Origin of the sequence: Natronococcus sp. A-GB1 (assembly GCF_029688845.1) — an archaeon.
Classification (GTDB): domain Archaea; phylum Halobacteriota; class Halobacteria; order Halobacteriales; family Natrialbaceae; genus Natronococcus.
In genome coordinates this window covers 1-21,394 of record NZ_JARUKW010000034.1, presented here as the reverse complement: position 1 = coordinate 21,394, position 21,394 = coordinate 1, and the positions used below count along the sequence as shown (strand labels likewise).

Here is a 21,394-nt window from a genome sequence, read left to right as displayed (position 1 = left end):
TCCTATTTCCAAGATTGCTTTTAGTAACTTTGTGCTCATGCTCCCCAAAGTCGATGAACATGAACGCCAAATAGTTATCATACAGATAGGGTTTCCCATAATGTGCAGGTCGATTTGAAATAATCGTCTTTTCACCATCATGCTTCTCAACAGACCATACCCAACACTCACCATTTCTGTTCCAGTCAAACTGGATGTCGATCGCTCGGTTAGGCCAAGCTGCGTTGTCTCTGTTAGTGATTGTGAACTTGCTTTTGTCAGCACTGGAGATGGGAATTGTATACAGCTCTTGAAGACGAAAGTCGTCTTTAATTGAAGGACCAGGCCTAGAATACTCAGAACTGAGCTTCTTGAGTTCGTCAACAAAAGCCTCTAAAGCACCACCAGCCTTCACTCCGGTTACTTTTCTACGCTCCTCCCCCACGTGTGTGGTTGAGGCACTATCTTCATCTATGCCGGGAAATTCCATATGGAGGTTTTAGTCGTCACACACTTAACAACTTTCCAGGTGGCTTGAAACACTACTCCTCAAGCCTGACAGGCACAGGTTTAAATCTGAAGCCGCAGCCAGCGACAGCCAATGCACACAATTAGATCTGAGGACACGTGATAGTCACTACGCTGGTCCGACTGGGCTATGACTGTGAGGCGCTGACCCGGAGGTAAGTCGGATCACGTGGGAACTCGCCGCCGCGACTGACGCTGAACGCGAAACCCGTAGGGACGTCTTACGTTAGTAATAGGCATGACTGATAGTTTGGCAAACTAGGCCAGAACCGAAAGAATGAATTTCGACAATTGTCTATGTATCCCTCGATATTCGACAATAAGAGGTCCCTTGCTAATGCTTTCACTTTCACCCCGGTACCGGCAGTTTAAATACATACCAGATCAAATAGTCTGATAGTTCCGTATGAACGACGATCACCGAACGTCGTGGACACTCCTCCCGAAAAGCGCTTCTCAAGCGCGAGGTGTCAATGAGAACGCGGAACGGGAGGTGACGACCCTGTGGGATATTCGAAAGCCAAAGCCCGACGCGAGATGAGAAAGGCAAAGCGCAAGGCCGAACGCGAGTGGAAGCGCGAAATTCGGAAGGCCCAGCGCAAAGCCAAGCGCGAAGCACGTCGAGCGCGTCGACGTAGCCGGTAGCGGCACGTCGATCACGGTGGTATAGCTTTCAATCGTTTTGTGGGACGTCGGCTATGCTTACATTACTCTCTCAAATATAACTAGCGGCTGCTGCGCTATTATCTTCATTTCCGGCGTTCAGTACTTCCTCATGGCATTTAACTAACAATCGGTAGGTCGGGAATCCTTGTGTTGGTTATTCCTCGCTGGTTTCACCATCATTGTCCTTTTTGCGATCGCGGTGCGCCTGCCGACCCGCTAGCGTGTCGGACCACTCCTCACGCCGGTGCTCGCCGGGGTGTTCAGTATTTTGTGCTTGTGAACTCTTCTCTCGCCCCGAATGTCCTTGAGCAGTCGGGGATGGACAGTCGTAGGTGTCAATGTCATCGGTCATGGAACGATCTATTGACGCCGCCCAGAAAGGTCCCTATAGCTTCCATGATCTTAACCAACATCGGCCGGTAGACACCCCGTCCGTTGGTTAAGTTGGATCATTCCTCGAGTTCACCGTCAACAGGGACGCCGGTGAGCCACGACTTCACTCGAGTGAGAACGCCAGCTTGATCGACCATACGTTCGCGGCGTTCGCGATAGCGCTCGAGCTCTCGCTGTTCGTCAACGTACTCGACTAACTCAGTGACCTCGTCAATACGACTGTTCGTAACCGTGAGTTGCCGCTGTAAGCGATTACGTTCGTTCTGGAATTTATCCACCCGTTCCGTGAGGCGTTCATACTCGGTGATGAACGTTCTCACTGCCTCGCTCTTCGATTCATACTCGCCGCCGTCCCCCGTTTTCTACTCAAGGAGTTCGGCTTACTCGTCGGTGATCGTTACTGTTAGTCTTGGCACCGGCGACTCTCCTCACCACCCGTAAGAACTCGCTCACACAAGAGATTCGGTCAGATGTACGGCTGACGTAGAACTATATTTCACGAGAAGTGTCTCAGCGGTTAGAATTGCAGGGCCCACAATCCCTGACCGGATCCATGGCATTGAATCAGTCTTGAGCGTGGACCCTGCAACAGGATGTTGCCAGTGTGTCTGTAAAAACCTTCGCAAGAAGATGGTGCAATCAAGCAGTGTCTATGCTCGGTGATTTTTGATCCAGATCGCAAGACGACATCGAGAGAGAAGTACCGAACGTAGTCAAACTGCAAACCATTAGAAGCCCTTCTTTCGCCAGAAAAGATCTAACCGAGTGGTGCCGCCGGGCGGGCTACGAATCGAGTTCAGCGGGCTCAAAGACAGTCGCCCAAGGAAGCTGTAGTAATCGTCCGACCGGGTGCGACGATCTATTAACATTACTCAAAAGAGGAGTTCAGCGGGACGCCCAACCGAAGAACAGCCAGACGTCGCCGTGCTTACCTTTCAGACCCTTTCGTTCGCGATACCGTTTCGCTTCGGTCGTGCCCGAGCAGTTGATCGCTCCGGCAGGACCTCGCTTGCTCTGTATCCGCTCGTCCCCTTCTTCGATCAGTTCGCGTGCGACAGTGCGTTTCTGCCGGCCTTTGTGCCCACGTTCGGGTATCACCTCGAACGTGTCTTTCTCAGCGATCGTACCGGTGTAGCCGCCGTGACCGTGCGTATGCCGAGCGTCCTCGACAGCCTTCGAAAACGCTTCTTCGACGGTTTTCCCGAATGCAAGCGTTTCGAACGTCACAGCCCCCATCAGAGTCCCCCCGTTATATGGTCGTGGGCGGCGCTTTTGACGGTTTGATCCAAATTGGTGTTGTAGTTCTGAGTGTTCATTATGAAAGAACCTCCGCTAGAGCACCATCTGGCGAAACTGCCGTTCGGTGCAGCCGGGGTCGTCGACGCGGATCGGTGCGCGATTGGGTTCGGGCGCCGGCGGACGGTTCTCGTCGATTGTTCGCCGCTCGTGGAGCTTCTGCATGATCTTCTCGTGCTGCCGATCGCCTGGCCGTTCAGGTGCCGTCACAGCGCGGGCTTCGGCAACGACAGGTCGCTGGTCACTCTCGGCAGCGCTCTCAAAACGGAGCGACATGGCTCTATTCGCTGTCGCTCTGGTTGCTCGATCGGCGTTCGGCCATGGTCTCCTCGACCATCTCGAGGAACTGCTCGCGGTCCTCCTCAATCTCCTCGATCGAGTTCCGCCCAAGCGTGGCCTTGACGCGGTCCTCGTCGCGAGTCCCGCCGCCGCGTTTACTCTGTACCTGAAGCGTGCAGAATCCGTCTTCGTTCTCGGTCAGTTCAGTCTGAAGGTCGTCTTTCCGTGCCATGGATCAGTCAGGGAGTGTGTCTCCCTGTACCCATATATTGTATGGTTACTATATTAAAAGTACCGATTCTCGTCGCTGCTCTCGAGTACGCTAAACGTCAAGCGTCAGTGCCCTGTCTTGAGAAAACGACTCGTCGCAGTCGGCAGTGAACTCGTAGGGGAGCATTCGGGCGGTCGCTTCGGCGAATCCGGCGCGAACCAGTCGTTGAGCCGATCCCCTCGAGGAGCGGGCGCCGATGTTGGGACCACAATCGACGTCGAATACGTGAACGGCCTCGAGGACATCCTCAACCGAGTAGTACGGGTCCAAGTAGACCGTCGGTGATCACGATCTCCCAAGCGCACCGAGCCACGACCCTCACTGTCTCACTCGACTCTCGAGATCGCGAGCTCGCACGCTGTTGGGTGCTAAAAACTGAAAATCGATGTAGCGCTGCTGCGGCTAGAGTCGAAGGGTGTCGGTCTCGACGCCGGCGCCGGCGCCGTTGAATATCTCAACCTGCTCACGGCAGGCGCGACAGCCGTGCAGCGTTCCGTCGTTCGCGGCGAAAACGCGCCGATATTGCTCGGTCACGTGAGCGCCGCAGTTGTCGCATTCGGGCATTGTTAGTCCCTCTGCGTGACGTGCTCGCCGAGGTCGGGATCAATCGAGCTCTCGTCGACACCGGCCGGGATTTCCCAGTCGCCGGTGGCGTAGCGGACCCGCTTCTCGTGCTTGCACTGTTCACCCGCTCCGAGGTTATAGGTCGCGTCAGGGCAGGTGCACGACCCTTCGCGGAGGTCGACCGTGTACTGCCTCTCGGTGATCACGACGTACATGTCGTCAGCCCCGCGAACGTGGTCGAAGTCCTCGAGGACGCTCATGTACTCGGTTAGGGCGCGAACGCTACGGTCGTCGATATCGGTGATTGTCGGTCCGGTGCTTCCAGCGTCGTTCTGTGTCGCAATTTCGGGTGCCATGGAATCCAGTCAGGGAGTGGTTCCCTGTACCCATATATTGTATTGGAAGTGTGTTAAAACTACCGGTCGGTCATGGCTCGCAGACAATTCGGTACCTTTATTATCTTACCCATATATTGTATGGTTACAGGGGCGTTCCCTGACCGGAACCATGGCACTTGCAGAACCCAACGCGGAAACGGAAGCCGAGACCGAGAACCGAGGCCTCGCGGCGGGTGAGGTCGAGATGATCGACTACGAGACGATCCAGATAATGCACGACGAGCCCGGCGACGCCCAGGTTGACGGAAAGACGCGCTTCGTCGCCGTTGCCCGAACGCTCGAGAGCGAAGATATCAGCCTTCTACCGGGTCAGACGGTCGTTCTCTACGTCGACACTGGTGCGAACGTTGCCTTCGAGCGCTGGTTCCCGCTGCCGCTCGAGTGGGAAGGCGTTCCGCGCTCGGTCGTTGTCTCGCAGAATCAGGAATTCAAGCCACTCTCCGACGACCTGAAGGCCACTGCGGAGCAAGTCATTGAACTCTACGACGGCGTTGAGGTTGACACGGACGAAAACGTGGATTGGCGGGTCGGCGAAGAGGAATAGACGGGCCGATGTCCACCGAACAGTTATCGCTCGCTGACGCACTCGAGGCCGCTACCGATAGTGAGACGGCCGACAGCGTCGCTGAACGCGAGCTCGACGAACCCGAGACCAAAGCAGAGCTACGTGCTCGAGCGGCGTCGCACGCTGCCGACGTCGCCGGTGAGCACTTCCCCGAGCTGCCGGTCGAGTCGATCAACTGGGAGACATCGACCCAGATGCAGCGCTCGGCAGGAAAGGCCGGCTACAACCGAGCGAGCGGTCAGATCACGATCCGGCTCTCGTGGGACGCATACCGCGAGTATGGCTGGCAGAAGTTCGCTCGGACGGTCCGCCACGAACTGATCCACGCCTACCAGTTCCACAAGCACGGCGAAGCCGATCACGGTCCAACGTTCACCCGGTGGGTTGATCCACTTGACACCGATCGCCACTGCGAGCGCTTTGCTGACCCGAAATACTGGATCGTCTGCGACGACTGCGAGAAGCGCGACCCGCGCTACCAGCGCTCGAAGATCGTCAAGAACCCCGGCAACTATCGCTGTCAGTGCGGTGGCGATCTCCGAGTTGAGGACGCCTGATCTGGCGCCCTCCCTGCAGTCGATCAGTACCTTTATGTTGTTCCCATATATTATATTGATGTATCGGAAGATACCCTGACAGAATCCATGGCACTCACGATTGAAATTCGAGGCGCTGACAAGCCGACCGAAGAAGCCCGCATCGGGCGGGCTACGAACGCGGCCAACAGCTTTCCCGACTGCTCGAAGCCGCGGACGACGTCGAGCCAAAGATCGTCGGTGAGCTAAAGCGGTGCCTGGTGTGGACTCCGGTGCCAGCCTAGCTGAGCTCGTGATCAAGCCCAGGACCGCGACGACCTGGGGGACTATACCAGGGCGCTGCTCGAGGAGACGAAGGCTGAGAGTCGGCTACTGCGTGGTGTTGACCAGCGAGATCGCTGGTGCGTCATCTCACCCCGGTCTATACACCTCGCACATCGCCAGCAACGTCGCGGAAAGGACAAGTCGGAAAAAGGATGCCGGCGCCGGCGTGATCGGTCAATATAGTGGGATGCGTGTGATCGTGACGGCGTCTGACACCCGTTCAATGTCAGGATGACACGTCCGGCCGACATCACCGGTGCCATGGTGGACGGCGTCCTCACGACGCCGTCGCTGTTCGACTCAGCGCACCGGCTTCTGGTTTGACGGCCTCCCTGCCCCAAGGCCGACACAATACGGATCCATGGCACAAACATATCCTAACTCCAATGACCGAAGACAAGAACGTCGACATTCGAGAGATCCAGACTGCTAAGCTCCGACAGGCGAAGGGATCGGTCGTCGTCCGGATCACGAACGCAATCCGCGCGGCCGGTCTCGAGGATGGCTCATTCCGGTTCGATCCGCACGCCGTCGAGGAGATCGGCATGGTTCCCGCGATCGGCGTAGAAGAGCGGATCGATGGCCGGACAGACCCGCTCGCGAGTTCAATCCGATTCGAAGGTGACGGAAGCGTGATGATGCTCACGGTCCCCCAAGATGTCCTTGAGGCGCTTGAGATCGACTCTGACGAGATTAACTGGGATAACCCACCTGAACTGAATGTGTGGGCCGGCGATCAGCTGCTCGCCTTCGAGCGTCCCGACGAGAGAACCGTCCAGATCGACCGTGGTAACGAATCTGAGGACTAGGAGCATGGCCAAGACAAAACGTGAAACAGACGATATTGACGTCAACGCCATCCGCGAAGCCGCCGACTACTGGATTCGATCTACCTACTCGGAATCAGGCCGGGCGATCCATGTCCCCAGCAAAGAGAGCACACGAGACGAACCGGAGACCCCGTGTCGCCACACCCCCCGCGCTGGGCACTGGCGGACTGTCGAACTCGATCATCTCGATGACGGCCTCCTCAAGGAGCGGCTTTGTAGCGAGTGTGCCGCCAAAGCTCTCGGTGAGAAGTACCATCCCGGTGGCGACGACATCGACTACTCGCGAACGCCGCTAGACCGACTCGCCGAAGCAGGCCTCCTAGAAGAGGACGACGGCCAGCTACGTACCGACAGCGGTCCTTCCTCCCCCTCTACGTAACCGCTATTTTGACGAAGTACGAGAATTCACAGGGATCCAGAGAGGTTACCAATCTCCCCGCATTCCAAGGCTGTACTCGAGGCCCTGTTCAACGGCCTCCATCCGCTCATCGGGGATTGATCCGACGACCTCAGTTATCCGCTGGTCAATCGACACTGTCCGGATTTGGCTGCAAAGAGCGACGGAGTCCTCGCGGAGTGCACACTCATCAGCCGAAATTTTGACCTCGAAGGGGTATAGTCGATCCCCAAATGACGTCGTAAACGGAACGACAATCGTCGTCGGTGCGTTTTCATTTCCGACGTCATTCTGTACGACGAGACACGGTCGGGTTCCGCGTTGCTCGGAGCCTTTCGTCGGATCTAACTCAACAATGACAATATCGCCACGCCGAACATGCATCGTTACTCGAGCTCCGGCACGTCACCAAGATAGTCGTCCGCCTCACGCGACGCTCCCTCGAATTCCTCGGCAATCTCACGATCACGCTCTGCTCGAGCGCGATATCCTTCTGCCAAGTCCTCTCTCGAGACTGGCTTTTTAATTACGATTTTGTCTCCCTCCACGCGGAACTCAAGTTCGTCGCCACCACTAATGCCAAAATCCTCTCGAAGCTCTTTTGGAAGCGTTACCTGTCCACGCTCTCCCACGCGTCGAGTTTCTCCGTTGGATGCTGCCATACATATTCAATTCATATTCATACATAAAAAGGCGTCGGTGGGTTGTGTCACAAATCACTGCTGTCTGGAGCGTATCACCGAACGAGAAAACCGCGAACTAGCGTTCGCACGGAAACAGGTTGCTACTGGGGAAGCAGTCATCCTAAATACTCATCGCCACGATATACTTGGTCCGATGACACCCAGTCATTGCTTCGTAGAAAATAGTTACTCAACGTCGTCGAGTTGTTCAATAGTGAGTTTGTGGCCTGTTTCCTGACCGTGTTCCCGGATCACTTCCGCAGATGTGTCTCCTTCCGTAGTAACCTCCTTCGAGAAGGGACACTCTCTGCACACAATACGGACCTTCTTTGGGCGTTGCTTGGAAGCCATTATGACTAGTCTTGAATAGTCGTCTCCTGAGTAGAAGAAGGGCTCGCATACGAACAGCGAAAAATCTATCTTAGGCGATCTTTTCCCAGGAGCGGCTCAACCTTTCCAACTCACTCAGATGGAGCTACCTCGATATCGCCAGTGCCGGAGACAACGACATCGTATCCGGCATACGCAAAAGAGACCGACTCCAAACCAGAACTCCTCTCAGCGCCGACCAAGTCGTTCAGTGCCTCTGGGTTAATCGCCTTGCTAAGCGGCGGCAACTCGAGTGGATCTGTGCCAGCAGCATCGGCAACTGCAGAAACGACTGCAACAACGGGTGTCATCTCGTGATGAGGTCTTTGTTTCGACACTGGAGCACCACTTGTCTGCTGGACAGGTGAATTTGGCATAGCACGGACTGCCACATCCCTGTATAAATTGCTTCTCAAACAGCCGACCAGTTCCCAGTGATCGTTTATCGGGGTTTGAGTGCGTCAGCTTGGCGTTCACGGCTAACACGTTCGGGGACCACCCCCGAAATATCGCTTCGAGTCCGTAGGGCAAGCAAGAGATTGATAATGACTCCAACGAGTATTCCGAGTGTCGCGCATCACCCAACGCGACACTGCCACACAGCACCCCACCCTGCACCTGGCCACCGGCACTAACTCCCCACCTGACCGGTGGCCCGTTTGCAACTCCTTCCATCCTTTCCCGAAGACGTCTCCACAGAGAACCTTCAGCGACTGCAACAAAGAGAGAGGGTCTATTTGCACAGGCCCCAAATAAGAATCCGATGCCAAGCGATTCGGATCCATTTCGGGAACATACCTTTGGGTCCCCAATTGATCTGCCTTCAGCGCTCGAGGGACTCAGCATCCAGTATCTGGACGTCAATGAGATCCGTGCGCTCGTGATCTACCAGACTGCAATCCTCAATCTCGAGGTCCTCGAGGGCGAACTCTCGGCTGCAAGTCGTGTCGAACTCGAAGTGTATGAAGGTCCTCGAGAGGACTACTCTACAGACACGGAGAAAAGCAGTGGCTCGGTCATCAACTCCCTCCTCGACCAGCTTACCTCTGTAGCTACCCAATCGCTTTCAGATCGAAACTAAAGGAGAGAATACAGTTCTTGCCGAAGTTGTAGATCGAGACTGACTAATCATACGACAGGGATAACAATATACAGGTGCAAGGATAAGTCACCATGGACGATCTTACAGGTTTCCAGCGAGACCTCCTGTACGTCATCGCAGGCGCCGACCACCCATCTGGCCAAGACATCAAAGACGAGGTAGAATCGTACTATAGCACCGAAATCAACCACGGGCGACTATACCCAAACCTCGATACCCTCGTCAATAAGGAACACGTCGAGAAAGGTGAACTCGATCGCCGAACAAACTACTATGCGCTCACTGATCAAGGGGATGAAGCCATTGAGGAGCGTCGCGAGTGGGAATCACAGTACGTCGACCTCTAACTCGACCGTTCTTCGTTAGGCAACATCGAACCGCTGGAAAGGAGCCGTCAGCTCGAGCGTTCACTCTACGTCAGTGAACAGCGCTGTTTATCTTGAAAAGCCAGCAGTCGAGGGACTAGATCGAATTAAAGGAATTATCGGTAGTGGACTCTTCTTCCTCCTTCTCTTGACCACTGTCATCCTCAGCTTCGGGTTCACACTCGGGATCCGGCCGCTGCTCTGGTGTTTCAGGTGCAGGCACAGGCTCCTCGGGCTCTCGGAGTGGTACTGCATCCCGATCGGTACTTTCAGCGTCGCTGTCGTCTCCGTCCGTGTTTGTCTCGTCAGCGCTCACCAATTCTGCTGTCGACCCAATCGCAGACTCGGGTTCGGGTTCCGCCGACTCAGTGGTGACACTGTCAGTCGACCCATCTAGCCAGGTGCCAATCGGAATCGCCGCTTCGCTGCCGACGTCAAACATAAGCAGCTCCGGCTCACCCTCGAGGTCGCGATCATCGTTCGGCACGATGGCAATCCGGAATTCCTCGGGTTCGGGAACGGACTCGTGACCGTGTTCGCGGAATATTGCTTCAGGGATCACCGGTTCGTAGATGTGCGTCCAGTCGTCGGTAAGCGGATCCTTCCCACCGTACTTCCGCTCAACGTCGCCGCTCCGTTCGACGACATAGTTGGTATCCTCGGGATCGTAATGAACGGTCGCAGGCGCATCGGTCGGGTCACGCTCTCGATACTCTTCGGGACTGTCGAACCGAAGGTACGTCTCGTCAGTGTCCCGGTTACGACAGACGATCGCGCCACTCTCGAGTTCAACCCACTCGGTCGAAACATCTTCCGGCACGATCGCGAGCTTCTCAGCCCCCGAGTCGTCGCGAGCCATCTCGAGTTTCCCGCGGGTGTAGAACTTCCGAGCAGCCCCCGTCGGTGTTCGAATCGACGTGAACGGATCGCTCCCATCGGCACCGAAGATCGATGCCAGACGTTCGGCGTTCCGTGTGAGTCCATCGTCGCCACCGTCGCCAACGACGAATAACAGCTGCTCAGGGCTTGGGGCCTTCGCCGCGTTCTTGATCGGGCCGCCTGGCTTCGAGAGTCCCTTTGACTCCGCTTCGATGTACAACGTGTTTGCCCCCGAAAGCTCGAGAAGTTCGGGATACTCGTCCTCAAGACGCGACCGAACGACCTGTTCACGTTCCTCTGCAGAGAGATCTCCGTCGGGAACAATCGACGGTGGAACCTCGCCAACCGCATCCGGCAATTCGTCTCCGTCCTGAGTTGGCAATTCCATCTCGTACCCGATGCGTGTCCCCCACTCGTAGACCTCTCGAAGCATGTGCCGGTGTTTGCTCTTCCCACCGGAGCCTCCCGAGCCAGTCTCCAGCCCGATCTGGCCACGTCCCTCAGGTGTCACCGTGATCTCCAGGCCGTCGCTTGTACTCCGTTGCTCGAGTGCACCGGCTGCTTCCAAACGCTCGACGATGTTCGACGCCTGCGTGTACTCAAGACCTGTTGCATCGGTCACCGCACTCTCAGCAGCTGACGTCTCAACCGAGTCAGTCTCCGCTCGAATCGTCTCGTCGTAGATCGCCTTCAATGCCGCCTGGGCCGCTTCGACATCGTCGACGTCCATCGGCTCCTCGACACCACTCGAGGTGTTCTCACGACCGACTGCATCCGCTGCGTCGGACTGACCAGTACCAGCGAAGAACAGCCCATCCAGGACCTCCCGGCCGGACTGGCGCTCGATCCCGTAGCGTTCGGTCGACTCTTGAATCAACTCGAACGCTTCTTCGATCGAGTGCAACGGCGGGTATGGTGGTGTTAGCTTCGCCATGAACGAGTCATCCTCGTGGCGCAGCTTCGTCTGGGCGTGGTAGTCCGGGATCTGGGTCAAATCTCGAGGATCCTTTCCACCGAATCGATCAGAGAGCGCTCGAGCCTCATCTGGCAGCAGTGGATTCAACGAAACCAGTGTATTGCAGTTCGACAGAATCGCCTGCTGAGCCTCTGCATCCAACTGATGAAGCGTCTGCGTAGCCAACAGCAACCCAAGCTTCTTCGAGCGAGCCTTCGTGAGCATCTTATCGATCTGTGATGCCTCAGTGAGCACATCGTCACACTCGTCGATCATCAAAAAGTACGGATCGTAATCCCCACCAGAGGTATTTGCTCCGGCGAGCTCGCGAACCTTCTTCTCTGATGGGTTGATCCGATCGTTCACGCAGGTCCAGACGCGACGCATGACCGCCGTCGCAACCATCCGCTTTGCCTCGCCGGGCAGGTCGTTCTTGCAGATGATGATCTTCCCCTCGTTGACTGCCTCCGCAATCGAGACGTCGGACTCACGTTGGGCCAGGATCTGGCGAGTAATCGGGTTCTCCACCCAGTCCTTCAGTCGACCCACGAGTGCGTCGAGTTCTTGCTCAGTCAGTTCCTCAGCAATCTGTCGCGTATAGACCTCGAGAAACGCGATGTCATCGTCATCAGCCGACGCGATCAGATCCGCGTACTCCCTGCGGTTCTCCTCGTCGAGCAACGCATAGTACAGCTCGAGGGGCGTGAACTCGAACTCGTGGCGAATCATCCCTCGGACCATCGTCTTCATGACGCGGTCCATCCGATTGCCCCAGAAGTCGCCAGCTTTCAACAGTTCCTTGAAGTCGTCGACAATTCCCTCAATCTCCTCGTCGAATCCGGTTTCGTCGGGCTCGTGGTAGGTCTCGAAGAGGTTGAACCCAACCGACTTGTCCAAGAAATCGTCCCCCGGCGCAATGTAGATCACATCGTCCCAGCGGTCCTCTGGAACCCGCCGCAAGAGATCATAGATGTCGTCGCCCTTTGGGTCGATAATCGTGACGCCATGGCCACCGTACATGAGAGCCACGGCGTCATTGTACATCTTCGTCGTCTTCCCTGTCCCCGTCGAGCCACCGTAGAAGACGTGCCGAAAGAGCCGGTCGAACTCAACAGGAACTTCGCGACCGGAACTTTCGGAGACACCGATCCAGAGCGGCTGTCGTGGTTCTGCCTGTGCGTTCTCGATCATTGCTCGAGGCCAGGCACCGGCGTAGGTTTCGATCTCCTCCTCGACTGGATCGTAGCGCTGTATGGCCCACTCTTTATTGTTAATCAAAACGGGTTCGCTCGGATCGTCCTCTCCTTCGATCCGTGCGCCGAATTTCTCGATCTCCTCGACTGGTTCGCCATCGTCGCCGAATGGTAGAGTCATGTTATGCGGACACCTCCTGGTCTCGCTCAGAATTGCGGTCATCTAGCTCGCGATCGCCATTGGACGGCTGACTATCGGCATCAACACTCCAACTATCGTACTCCTCAGGATCGCTCCAAGTCGAGGGAATATCGTACGTCCACCAATCAGCCCCCTCGAGGCCGACCGATCGAAGCTCCTTCTCCCATGGAACGATCCCAGAATCGTGGAACTCCGAAAACCTCGGCGCATTTGCTGGAACGTCGCCGGCGTGAGACGTCAGCGACCAGTCGACGTCCTGTGTGTTGATGTCGTCGTTCGGGATATGGATCAGACCAGCAGCTCCACGAACGCCCATGATCATCTTTCGATCCGCACGGGTGCGGCCATAAGCCCGCTCGAGTTCGGTTCGAAGCCGCTTGTCATACAGCGGAACAACCTCGAAGCCCTGCTCGGTTTTACTCTCGTAGTAGCCGTCGAACTGCTGGGCGGTCTCCGCTACCCGCCGAACCGCAGAATCCGGATCGTCCGAGACGCCGACGATCCGCAGATTCATCCGGAAGCCTTTCTCCCCGCGCTGTTCGCGAACGATGTTCGATGCCTGCTTGTCCTTGTTCGACGCCTCTCGCTCTTCACCGATAATGTCGAACTTCTCAGGGAAGAGCTCGTACTTCAGCGCGTGGAGGAACGACTCGTCCTTTCGCGGACTCTTGAGTTCGTCTGCAATGTCATCGATCGATGACGAGAGCAGCCCGCCCTTCCACCAATCCGCCGGTGCCGGCTCGAAGATCGTCTGCACGGCCAAGTCCGTCTCAGTATCGGACTCCCGCTCACCGATCATCTCCGCAGTGATCGACCCATAGGGGTCGTTCTCGAACCCCTCGATGTCCATGTGCTTGATCGGATACAGATGCTTCCCATCCGAACGCTTCCGGAGTCGGAGATATGCACCGGCGACGTAGCGACCTTCCTCGAGGGGCAACAGCGCTGGCCGATCATGCTCCGAGACGTCAATATGAGCATCCGGGTAAAACGTCTCAAGCTGTCGCTGCATCTGCTTCTGGGCCTCAGTCGTCGCCATGACCCACTGGAAGCCAACCAACCCGTTGATGTAGCGCATCTCGAACGAATGCGTCGGTCCATCGGATGAACCGAACAAACCACCCCGACCGGGATTGTGGACGGCCGTCAGTAGATCAATTGCATCCTTCGGCCCGCCGCCGTCCTTGCTCGGCTGGACGGCGATCGACTTACGCTCAGGCAACTCACCATACAACTGTTCCGCCAACTCAGGCGTGACCTCGAGAGCCTCGTAGCCATCATCAAGTCCAAGCTTCTGCTTCGTGGCACACACCGTCCGATTGCCAAGGCCCATCAGGACCACCTCCAGCCACAAACGTCGTCGTACTGCTGGAGATATGACGCATAGTCCTCGCCGTGCTCGGAGGGATCGTACATCAACGCAACCGCCTCTCGAGGGTTCTGGTCGTGATCCATCCGGACGCGCCCGGGGTAGCAACCTTCGTCATCAACCCGAAGCAACACCTCGGAGAACCCATCCGCTAGGTTCCCCTTCTGGAGGTTGTCAATCAAGTCGGCCTCATCACTCGAGAGTCCCAGCCGTTTGCCCCACTGTTCGTTCATCCCTTCGACGTACTGGTAGATCTCCATCGATGAGAGCTCGAGCATGACTTCGGCGTTGTCCGTCAGATGGACGTTGCCCTCACCGTCGGTGCCGAAGAAGTCCTTGTGACTCTGCGTCCCAGCCCCAATCGAGAGATCCCAGTGACGATGGTGGCGATACTTCTGGCTTAGACTCTTCACCGTCATATCGTCCCGCAGCAGGTAGTGGAACTCGTCACAGAAGATCGTGCCCGGCTCGGGACGGGACTTGACCTCGTTATAGAGCAGGTCCAGCAGAAGATGCATCATGAGCCCGCCGCCTTCCTCATCTCCTTCCTTGAGTTGCAAGTCGGCGTAGACGAAGTCCGTGTCCTCGAGGTCGACTTCGGTCTCGTGAGCGAGGTGCTCGAGGTGCCCACCATCGCGGAACGGCTCGACGTGGTTGTTGATCACCGTGGTCGCTTTCTCCTCGCGATCGCGGACCTGACTCTCGTTCGACGAATCCTCAACATACGCAGCCCCATCGCTCGACATGTCGTTGATGATCTCGAGGACGTCATCGGCCATCGTCGGTGCCTTGCCGTCGTACCCCTCCGACTTGCGATACTCGGGATCGTGCGTTTTCGGATCCTCGGTGATCCCCTTCTTCTCGCCGGCACGCTTGAGCGCCTTCGTCCAAATCGCTCGATACTGCGAGAAATCGAACCCTTGCATCTTGTAGTAGAGCTCGAGGAAGTCAAGTCCCGAATCGAGCCACTCCCGATAGGGCGCCGAGTGACCGATCGCATCGAGCTTGTCCTCTGGCGTCGGCTTGATATCGAACGGATTGATATTGGTCGATCCGACCACAATGCGTTCGCCGCCGAAGACCTCCTGCAAATTGGCGAACTCCTGCAAGGGATCAATCACTGCAATGAACGAATCAGGATTATCGACCTTGTAGCGCCAGAGGTACTGACTCGAGGTAACCGTCTTGCCAGCGCCGGTCTTGCCGACGATTACCCAGTTGTACCCCGCGTCGCGTTTGTAAACGTCGACAGCCAGCGGCTCGTTCGTCGCCATGTTCTCGGCAATTTCAACACCCGAGGGCTCGTGGAGGTTCGTCGTCGTCCACGGATTCATTGCCGCGAGCGCTTCCGACCGAACCTTCACCTTCTGGTCGACCTTGTCCTGACACGCCGGTGCGACCGTCTGATGACCAACATCGTGGTTCTGCCGAAGGACTGAGACCTCCGCGCTCATGTCGGACATCTTCGTCCGGATCGAGCGAATCGCCCGCTTCAACGCATCCGGATTGAACGACCGAACCTCGATATAGGTCTGGGCCTCGAAAATATCGTGCTCACTCTGCAGATACGAGTCGAGTGCCGCCTGCGTCTCATCGGCCTCATCACGATATCGACTTGCAAACATCTCGACTCGGGAGTCCTTGACCCGCTCGTACTTCTTCCGGAGTGCGTCGGCGTAGTCCTCGAGCTCCTGCTCGGCCTTGTCCTGGTCAATCGTCTCGATGTGGGTCGCGACATTCGTCTGTACCTCCGCGTCATCGAACTGCAAAATTGGCTCGAGGAACCCTTCAGGCGGATCCTTCGGATAGCTCGAGATGAACATTGTCGCCGCATAGATCTCGCCGTCAATCCGAAGATGATTGCCGCCACCGTCCATCCAGGAACGTTCAATCTCCTCAGGAGCCAGCAATGAGATGTACTGCTCCTCGAGTTCCTCGTCTGTGAGTGCAATCTCTGCACTCCCCGGAGACTCTGTTACCTCTGGCGACTCTGCTGTGACACCACCATCAGTCGTCGCCTCTGGCCGCTCAGGCGACTCCGATTGCACTGAGGGGTCTGGATCATCCGAATCACTCGCATCCTGATCAGCGATCGCGAGCTGATTATGCCGCCTCGAGAGCGTCGTTCGCGGATCCCGTTCAGCCTCAACGTCCAGATGCGCGTAGGTCACGTCATACTCCGGATCAGAGACCTCGCCGACTTCAACACCACTCTCCGTAACTTCGGGCGTTGGGATCGGACTCTGCCGAACGAGCGACGTATAGTCGGCGTGGGCATAGACGTTCGCCGCCTGGTAGTGATCCGCCGCGACCTGCGAGAGCTCTTCACTCGGGATTGGGTGCCCGCTCACGTCCTCGAGACGTCGAATCGAGTCACTAATCGTATCGAGGCGATCCTCGAGCAACGTAATCATCTGCGGGATGTGCTCCCCAGCCTGCTTGAGCTGGTGGACCTTCCAGTGAGTATACATCCGACCGAGCACCGGGATCGATGTGAGCCCACCTTCAACATCGTCTTGAGTGACGACATCACCGGGTTTGACCTCCACAATCAGATACGGATCGACCGTGTACGTCGAGAGGTCGTACATCGAAACGACATCAGCGCGTTCCTGGCATAGATCCGCGAGCACCTTCTTCCCAAACTCGAGTTCGGAGTAGTCGACCTCACCGGGCGCTGTCTCACCGTCAGCCGTCGTGAGAATCTCCTCTTCGCGCTGACTATATCGTTCGATCCGCGGTGTGTAATCAACCATCCGCATGTACTCGGCGATCTGGATGTTGCCCTTGACCGCCGTGTCCAACACCTTCGCGTAGAACCGAGACTGACGCTCCCATTCCTCTTCGCTCGAGGTGACCATATTCGCCGGCGAGATCCGGATCGCACCAACCACGTGACCGTGGTCGGTCTCGACCGCTGGCGTCCCGTGGTAGGATTTCGTGTACTGTACAAAATCCTGAGTGCGAACCGGACCCTTTGATTTGTCATCTGGCGAATCTGGACCTCGAACTGAGGAAAGATAGCGGAGTCCTGTGAGGGGAATCGACGTTACCGTCCCAAAGAGAGAATCGTTCGTTGGCTGTGCAATACCGAAGTCAGCGGGATTTCTATCGAAGAGCATGGTGGGTTGCTGCGAAAACGATCGAAGCACTGTCTCGGCGTAGAAGCGAGCGGTCATCCAGGGATCCTTCGCGACGATGAAACCGAAGCCTGCGAACAACCACACGATCGCCACGAGATACGTAAGCGTCCCTAGCAGACCGCCGATCATCTGCCGACCAATAAACCAGATTATCGCCGGCGGCGCGACCGCCGCCAGAACCTCCATCTTACTCATTCCGAGGACAACCTGATCGCTTGTCCCGGTGTGGATTACTTTGTGGTCGATACCGTCTGACTGACTGGTGCTGTCGCTCATTTTCTATAGTGGTCTGACTGCTTACGGGCCCGCTCAGCTTGTTTTGAATTTCGTGCACGATCCTGCCGACGCTGTGCAGCCTTGCGGCGTTGATCCGGCGTGACACCTGCTCCTTGCGTGGTGCTCGAGTTCGAGCCACCCGAACTCGAACCCGAACTCGAGTTGGCCGACTGACCACCGTCGGTCCGGATCGGCCGTCGAGAGTTCACAGAGGACTTCGCTCGCTGGGCTGCTGCCTTCGACCGATTCGCCGCTGCAGCGCCTGCCCTCTCGCCGCCACGCTTGAGACGCTCCTTTGCCGAGCGTGTCCGTTCGCCACCGAATACCGACGCTGGCCGCGGTGACGGAGCGTACTTCGAGACGACCGATGAAGCGGTCCCGACTGCGGCCCCGCGCATCGAGAGCCCAATCAGGAAAAACGACCCGCTCACAGTGAACGGAATCAGCACTGCAAGCGCGAAGATTCCGAGCGTCGCCAGGAAGTTGAGCAGTTCCCACGGGAAGAGCTGCCAACCGATAGCGTTCGCGAACGCGAGCAAGATTGCCGTCGGGATGTTCATCACCAGCAGCCCGTACCACTGCCAGATGAAGAACGAGCCGACCTGCTTCACTCGGCGGTGACCGCCCCAATAGGCCAAGATGAAGAAGATTGGCAACACTGCCGGATACACGAACAAGAGAACGTGCCGAGTTGCGTGAATCAATCCAAGGGCAGCGCCGCCAACCCATCCCTTGAAGTAGAGGATCAGCGCCGTCGCCACACCACCCGAGTACGTCGTCACTCCCGAGTCAAGGACGTCCTCTCCATCCGGGAGGAACAACTGCGCCGCCGCGTCACTCAACGCGTGCATGAGCGTCGCGAACTCCCAGACGGCGACGATCATCATCACGACGAACACACCTGAGGCGAGTATCGAGCCGACCTTCCGACGAGTGATCGCCGTGATCGCCGGCGCAACCAACATCAACAGTGCCAACAGGAACATGACCGAGATCGCCATCGGCATTACCAATCCGAGATAGACTTCCTCGTAGACCGTCACATAGTTCTCTGTGGCCATCGCATCGTAGAGGCCAGCTTCTTTGTGCGACGGCGTTTGTTCGCCCTCCTCGAGGGCCTCTGGCGTGCCCAAGATACCGAAGGCACCGTCATTGTTTATCGTCGGCGTCCCAAGGGCCTCGTTGAAGACTTCCTCAACGAAGAAGCTCATCGCGCCAGCAAACATCTCGGTGAGCCGCTCCCAGACTTCTTCAGCCGCGTCTGCCGGATTCAGTGTATTACTGACCGCACTTCCGGCACCACCAAGGATCGAGCGCCCTGCTGGCTCTTCCTCTTCATCTTCGTTCTCCTCGAGATAGAGTTCCTCGAATTCCTCGCGATCTTCACTATTCTCAATCTGGAGCGGTTCGTCATCCCCATTCTCGAGTCCATCGCCGGACGCATTTTCAGACTCATTCTCAGTGGGATCGTCATCGGTCTCGTCGACCCCAACACCAAGATCATCATTCGAACCAGCCAGTGCATCAGACTCGTTGTCAGCGTCACGTTCGTCATCTTCCGGCGGTTCCCAGACACTCTCGTTGGCGTCAGTACCATCAGTCTGAAGCACCACCTCATCCGCCGAGAGACCAGCGTCAGCAGCAGCAAGACCCGGCATAGCGAGTACTCCGACGCTACACAACACTGCGATTAGAAGAACAATTCGGGCAATTCTCATTGGTATGTGAGTTTAGACGAACGGCGAACAGCCTTCGCCGACGCCTGGTCCCCCGGCATAGCCGAGGGCGATATCGATGAACTGAACGAAGAAGATGAACGCGATCACGCCCACAATCGGTCCAATCATCATTAGACTCCCAACTGCCGTTGAGCCAGTAAACAGCGGTACTGCCCGCAAGACCAGCCCAAGCATAAAGATCAGGAACAGTGCGCCAAGGATGACCTGCCAGGCCATCATCTGAATATCGAAGATCATCAGCCCAAAGCCCTCGCCACAGATGTCTGTTCCCTCTCCTTCCTGTGCCGCAACTGACTGCGATGCAATCAGTGAAACGGCTCCCATGAGAACCATTGCTCGAACCGGCGTCAGTAGCTGACGCCGAAGCAAGTTCCCTTCCGAAGTGAGGTCCTCGAGCTCTGCTCGGCTTTCGTGAGCCGACTGCAGAACCCACAGGAAGAGTTTCTGGAGAACCGTACGATCCCGATCCGTATCCGCAGTAGGTTTTTCTTCGGTCATTTGTGTTCTCAAAGCCCCACCAAGTCATTAGCAACTTATACACACTCTATCAGTGAGACTTCTATAAGTGAAGTCTAGCCTCAAAGTGATAAATCTATTCCTTAACAGTATCTAAACTAGTTATTGGTTCCATCCGATTCTTAGCGGAGATTTATGTGAGTGAGCACTAACCCCGCATAGTGTGATACGCAGCACAGATCTGCCAACTACACAGCCATGGGGTGCTGGGTGATCAGTATGGCGGATAGCAACGAAACCGATACTGACGAAGACGATTCCAAATCAGTCAACATCGAGATCGAAGGGGAAAACAAGACTCGCTATGTCTCAGTTGAATTCCCTTCTGAACAATACCAACGCCTCGACAATCTCAAAGAACAGCACGGGCTCACCTGGCGCGGGCTTCTAATGCATACTCATCGACAGCTCGATACCCCGGAAATAGAGAATTCGGACCAGTACGAACAACTAAACGAAACTCGCCAGTGGCACGGATTCACCTGGAAGGGTATGCTCTTGTATGCGGGTCGCGATCTTAAGGGTCAGACATAGCTCAATCCTCACACAAAACTAATTCTGAGTCCGGTTATGTCACGCCAATTCCAATTCCGAAGAAAAAGAGAATCATCCAGAGCACACCGCCTGAGACACGCCGGATTGCACCATGATTGTGCGGATCTCCAGTGAGAGTCCACAAAACGACGCCTGACGCTGCAATAACGAGTGCTGAAAGTAATCCAAATCCAGAATAGGCCATATAGGCGGCTAAGAACGTTACCACCGCGAAAAATCGTGCAGCAGCAGCATTCGATCTGGTGAGGAGTCCTGGCATCTCTGTTTTTGCATGGTATAATCTTGTTCTATAAATATATTTTGGTGAGAGATAAGCTGTACTGAGGTGATTCGTTCAGCGTCACGTTCTCGAGGGTGGGCATGTGGCCATCCATTACATCAGCCGGTACTGAGCCTGGATCCCACCCCTCCGCAACGATAGCCACGTCTCGAAGCGTCACTGGTCCTGACGTCCCAGAATAAAACGCATCCGTCGGCTCGAGCAGCGAAATCCGGCAGTTCTTGATTGTCGATTCAGTCACGCCGGAACGAGTCCCGATCGCAAAATTACCCCCGGCGCCGCTGGCCTCACTTTCCTGGGCTATCGTCACCTCACAGTCTCGAATCACGCCCTCTCCAGAGTAATGCCAGATCGAACGGCCGCTTTCGTGCACCCCTGATGGCACACGATCAACGATAGTCACACAGTCCTCTACCGTCGACTGACCATAGGGACCATCTCGAGTAAGCTCACCATCCTCAGTCTCGTCGATCTCTGGAATCAGATCCCAATCGTCGGTCTGATTAAACCGGATATTTGCGGTCCCGGAGTTCGAGGCAATGCAGTTTCGAACGATCTGTCGACCGCCTCCCTGGACGTACAATCCGTTATCTGGCCACGGCCCACAGATGACGTTCTGGAACAACGTCGTCCCCGACATATCCGTGTGCCCAACAATCCCCGTCGTCGACCAGCTCTGGCCGAATCCCTGTTCGTTCACTGTTCCGTCGTAGCGCTCCGTCTGGCGAGTGTTGATCGTATC

23 protein-coding genes and 1 pseudogene are annotated in these 21,394 nt (G+C 56.4%); 7 read left to right on the top strand and 17 right to left on the bottom strand.

The annotated features are described in order from the left end of the window. From QA600_RS22115 to QA600_RS22085, 7 genes are all read right to left on the bottom strand, one after another. On the bottom strand, positions 1 to 469 hold a 469-nt coding region (locus QA600_RS22115), incomplete at its 3' end, for a hypothetical protein (RefSeq protein ID WP_278294103.1). Between the two features lie 1,982 nt (positions 470 to 2,451). Continuing rightward, entirely contained in the window at positions 2,452 to 2,802 is a 351-nt protein-coding gene (locus tag QA600_RS22110) for a hypothetical protein (RefSeq protein ID WP_278294102.1), read from the bottom strand. A gap of 96 nt (positions 2,803 to 2,898) precedes the next feature. Further along, positions 2,899 to 3,027, bottom strand: coding sequence for a hypothetical protein (locus QA600_RS22105; protein WP_278294101.1), 129 nt, complete (start codon positions 3,025 to 3,027; stop codon positions 2,899 to 2,901). 115 nt (positions 3,028 to 3,142) lie between these two features. Beyond that, complete coding sequence (locus tag QA600_RS22100; protein ID WP_278294100.1) at positions 3,143 to 3,373, bottom strand: hypothetical protein; 231 nt, start codon at positions 3,371 to 3,373, stop codon at positions 3,143 to 3,145. A 90-nt stretch (positions 3,374 to 3,463) separates the two neighbouring features. Then, positions 3,464 to 3,682, bottom strand: a complete 219-nt coding sequence (locus tag QA600_RS22095; protein ID WP_278294099.1) for a hypothetical protein — start codon at positions 3,680 to 3,682, stop codon at positions 3,464 to 3,466. A 132-nt stretch (positions 3,683 to 3,814) separates the two neighbouring features. Then, positions 3,815 to 3,976 (bottom strand): hypothetical protein, encoded by a 162-nt coding sequence (locus QA600_RS22090; RefSeq protein ID WP_278294098.1) that lies wholly within the window; start codon positions 3,974 to 3,976, stop codon positions 3,815 to 3,817. A 2-nt stretch (positions 3,977 to 3,978) separates the two neighbouring features. After that, on the bottom strand, positions 3,979 to 4,236 hold the full coding sequence (locus QA600_RS22085; RefSeq protein WP_278294097.1) for a hypothetical protein: 258 nt from the start codon (positions 4,234 to 4,236) through the stop codon (positions 3,979 to 3,981). Positions 4,237 to 4,558: 322 nt separating this feature from the next. Between QA600_RS22085 and QA600_RS22080 the strand changes: the two genes are divergently transcribed. The 4 genes from QA600_RS22080 to QA600_RS22065 all read left to right on the top strand — a co-directional run bounded on the left by QA600_RS22080 (position 4,559) and on the right by QA600_RS22065 (position 7,008). After that, entirely contained in the window at positions 4,559 to 4,918 is a 360-nt protein-coding gene (locus QA600_RS22080; protein ID WP_278294096.1) for a hypothetical protein, read from the top strand. Positions 4,919 to 4,926: 8 nt separating this feature from the next. Beyond that, on the top strand, positions 4,927 to 5,496 hold the full coding sequence (locus QA600_RS22075) for a SprT-like domain-containing protein (protein WP_278294095.1): 570 nt from the start codon (positions 4,927 to 4,929) through the stop codon (positions 5,494 to 5,496). 689 nt (positions 5,497 to 6,185) lie between these two features. Further along, positions 6,186 to 6,608, top strand: coding sequence for a hypothetical protein (locus QA600_RS22070; protein WP_278294094.1), 423 nt, complete (start codon positions 6,186 to 6,188; stop codon positions 6,606 to 6,608). Positions 6,609 to 6,612: 4 nt separating this feature from the next. Continuing rightward, positions 6,613 to 7,008, top strand: a complete 396-nt coding sequence (locus QA600_RS22065) for a hypothetical protein (RefSeq protein WP_278294093.1) — start codon at positions 6,613 to 6,615, stop codon at positions 7,006 to 7,008. Between the two features lie 45 nt (positions 7,009 to 7,053). Here the strand turns inward: QA600_RS22065 and QA600_RS22060 are convergent, their stop codons facing one another. The 3 genes from QA600_RS22060 to QA600_RS22050 all read right to left on the bottom strand — a co-directional run bounded on the left by QA600_RS22060 (position 7,054) and on the right by QA600_RS22050 (position 8,455). Continuing rightward, the gene (locus QA600_RS22060; RefSeq protein WP_278294092.1) at positions 7,054 to 7,410 is read right to left on the bottom strand and encodes a type II toxin-antitoxin system PemK/MazF family toxin; all 357 of its coding nucleotides are present in this window, start codon (positions 7,408 to 7,410) and stop codon (positions 7,054 to 7,056) included. A gap of 2 nt (positions 7,411 to 7,412) precedes the next feature. Continuing rightward, complete coding sequence (locus tag QA600_RS22055; protein WP_049892105.1) at positions 7,413 to 7,688, bottom strand: AbrB/MazE/SpoVT family DNA-binding domain-containing protein; 276 nt, start codon at positions 7,686 to 7,688, stop codon at positions 7,413 to 7,415. A gap of 482 nt (positions 7,689 to 8,170) precedes the next feature. Further along, positions 8,171 to 8,455, bottom strand: coding sequence for a HalOD1 output domain-containing protein (locus QA600_RS22050; RefSeq protein WP_278294091.1), 285 nt, complete (start codon positions 8,453 to 8,455; stop codon positions 8,171 to 8,173). Positions 8,456 to 8,841: 386 nt separating this feature from the next. Between QA600_RS22050 and QA600_RS22045 the strand changes: the two genes are divergently transcribed. After that, entirely contained in the window at positions 8,842 to 9,159 is a 318-nt protein-coding gene (locus QA600_RS22045; protein WP_278294090.1) for a hypothetical protein, read from the top strand. 92 nt (positions 9,160 to 9,251) lie between these two features. Then, positions 9,252 to 9,527: a PadR family transcriptional regulator gene (locus QA600_RS22040; RefSeq protein ID WP_278294089.1), complete on the top strand. Its 276-nt coding sequence runs from the start codon at positions 9,252 to 9,254 to the stop codon at positions 9,525 to 9,527. Between the two features lie 115 nt (positions 9,528 to 9,642). Here the strand turns inward: QA600_RS22040 and QA600_RS22035 are convergent, their stop codons facing one another. The 5 genes from QA600_RS22035 to QA600_RS22015 all read right to left on the bottom strand — a co-directional run bounded on the left by QA600_RS22035 (position 9,643) and on the right by QA600_RS22015 (position 19,799). Continuing rightward, positions 9,643 to 12,753: a TraM recognition domain-containing protein gene (locus QA600_RS22035; protein ID WP_278294088.1), complete on the bottom strand. Its 3,111-nt coding sequence runs from the start codon at positions 12,751 to 12,753 to the stop codon at positions 9,643 to 9,645. A 1-nt stretch (position 12,754) separates the two neighbouring features. Then, entirely contained in the window at positions 12,755 to 14,107 is a 1,353-nt protein-coding gene (locus QA600_RS22030) for a hypothetical protein (protein ID WP_278294087.1), read from the bottom strand. After that, positions 14,107 to 17,004 (bottom strand): conjugal transfer protein, encoded by a 2,898-nt coding sequence (locus QA600_RS22025; RefSeq protein ID WP_278294086.1) that lies wholly within the window; start codon positions 17,002 to 17,004, stop codon positions 14,107 to 14,109. The genes QA600_RS22030 and QA600_RS22025 overlap by 1 nt, the downstream gene beginning before the upstream one ends. 554 nt (positions 17,005 to 17,558) lie before the next feature. After that, the gene (locus QA600_RS22020; protein WP_278294085.1) at positions 17,559 to 19,220 is read right to left on the bottom strand and encodes a hypothetical protein; all 1,662 of its coding nucleotides are present in this window, start codon (positions 19,218 to 19,220) and stop codon (positions 17,559 to 17,561) included. A gap of 72 nt (positions 19,221 to 19,292) precedes the next feature. Further along, the gene (locus QA600_RS22015; protein WP_278294084.1) at positions 19,293 to 19,799 is read right to left on the bottom strand and encodes a hypothetical protein; all 507 of its coding nucleotides are present in this window, start codon (positions 19,797 to 19,799) and stop codon (positions 19,293 to 19,295) included. A 237-nt stretch (positions 19,800 to 20,036) separates the two neighbouring features. Here QA600_RS22015 and QA600_RS22010 point away from each other — a divergent pair, with 237 nt between their 5' ends. Next, on the top strand, positions 20,037 to 20,351 hold the full coding sequence (locus tag QA600_RS22010) for a hypothetical protein (RefSeq protein WP_278294083.1): 315 nt from the start codon (positions 20,037 to 20,039) through the stop codon (positions 20,349 to 20,351). Between the two features lie 34 nt (positions 20,352 to 20,385). On the opposite strand, the gene QA600_RS22005 is transcribed toward QA600_RS22010, so the two are convergent. Both QA600_RS22005 and QA600_RS22000 read right to left on the bottom strand, forming a co-directional pair. Then, on the bottom strand, positions 20,386 to 20,631 hold the full coding sequence (locus QA600_RS22005; protein WP_278294082.1) for a hypothetical protein: 246 nt from the start codon (positions 20,629 to 20,631) through the stop codon (positions 20,386 to 20,388). Between the two features lie 28 nt (positions 20,632 to 20,659). Continuing rightward, positions 20,660 to 21,394, bottom strand: a pseudogene (locus QA600_RS22000) (hypothetical protein); the annotation flags it as partial.

Bases quoted from the DNA above. Each gene is read 5' to 3' on its own strand.
- QA600_RS22110 (WP_278294102.1), bottom strand. From the start codon at position 2,802: ATGGGGGCTGTGACGTTCGAAACGCTTGCATTCGGGAAAACCGTCGAA.
- QA600_RS22105 (WP_278294101.1), bottom strand. From the start codon at position 3,027: ATGCAGAAGCTCCACGAGCGGCGAACAATCGACGAGAACCGTCCGCCG.
- QA600_RS22100 (WP_278294100.1), bottom strand. From the start codon at position 3,373: ATGGCACGGAAAGACGACCTTCAGACTGAACTGACCGAGAACGAAGAC.
- QA600_RS22090 (WP_278294098.1), bottom strand. From the start codon at position 3,976: ATGCCCGAATGCGACAACTGCGGCGCTCACGTGACCGAGCAATATCGG.
- QA600_RS22085 (WP_278294097.1), bottom strand. From the start codon at position 4,236: ATGAGCGTCCTCGAGGACTTCGACCACGTTCGCGGGGCTGACGACATG.
- QA600_RS22080 (WP_278294096.1), top strand. From the start codon at position 4,559: ATGATCGACTACGAGACGATCCAGATAATGCACGACGAGCCCGGCGAC.
- QA600_RS22075 (WP_278294095.1), top strand. From the start codon at position 4,927: ATGTCCACCGAACAGTTATCGCTCGCTGACGCACTCGAGGCCGCTACC.
- QA600_RS22070 (WP_278294094.1), top strand. From the start codon at position 6,186: ATGACCGAAGACAAGAACGTCGACATTCGAGAGATCCAGACTGCTAAG.
- QA600_RS22065 (WP_278294093.1), top strand. From the start codon at position 6,613: ATGGCCAAGACAAAACGTGAAACAGACGATATTGACGTCAACGCCATC.
- QA600_RS22060 (WP_278294092.1), bottom strand. From the start codon at position 7,410: ATGCATGTTCGGCGTGGCGATATTGTCATTGTTGAGTTAGATCCGACG.
- QA600_RS22055 (WP_049892105.1), bottom strand. From the start codon at position 7,688: ATGGCAGCATCCAACGGAGAAACTCGACGCGTGGGAGAGCGTGGACAG.
- QA600_RS22050 (WP_278294091.1), bottom strand. From the start codon at position 8,455: ATGCCAAATTCACCTGTCCAGCAGACAAGTGGTGCTCCAGTGTCGAAA.
- QA600_RS22045 (WP_278294090.1), top strand. From the start codon at position 8,842: ATGCCAAGCGATTCGGATCCATTTCGGGAACATACCTTTGGGTCCCCA.
- QA600_RS22040 (WP_278294089.1), top strand. From the start codon at position 9,252: ATGGACGATCTTACAGGTTTCCAGCGAGACCTCCTGTACGTCATCGCA.
- QA600_RS22035 (WP_278294088.1), bottom strand. From the start codon at position 12,753: ATGACTCTACCATTCGGCGACGATGGCGAACCAGTCGAGGAGATCGAG.
- QA600_RS22030 (WP_278294087.1), bottom strand. From the start codon at position 14,107: ATGGGCCTTGGCAATCGGACGGTGTGTGCCACGAAGCAGAAGCTTGGA.
- QA600_RS22025 (WP_278294086.1), bottom strand. From the start codon at position 17,004: ATGGTCACCTCGAGCGAAGAGGAATGGGAGCGTCAGTCTCGGTTCTAC.
- QA600_RS22020 (WP_278294085.1), bottom strand. From the start codon at position 19,220: ATGCCGGGTCTTGCTGCTGCTGACGCTGGTCTCTCGGCGGATGAGGTG.
- QA600_RS22015 (WP_278294084.1), bottom strand. From the start codon at position 19,799: ATGACCGAAGAAAAACCTACTGCGGATACGGATCGGGATCGTACGGTT.
- QA600_RS22010 (WP_278294083.1), top strand. From the start codon at position 20,037: ATGGCGGATAGCAACGAAACCGATACTGACGAAGACGATTCCAAATCA.
- QA600_RS22005 (WP_278294082.1), bottom strand. From the start codon at position 20,631: ATGCCAGGACTCCTCACCAGATCGAATGCTGCTGCTGCACGATTTTTC.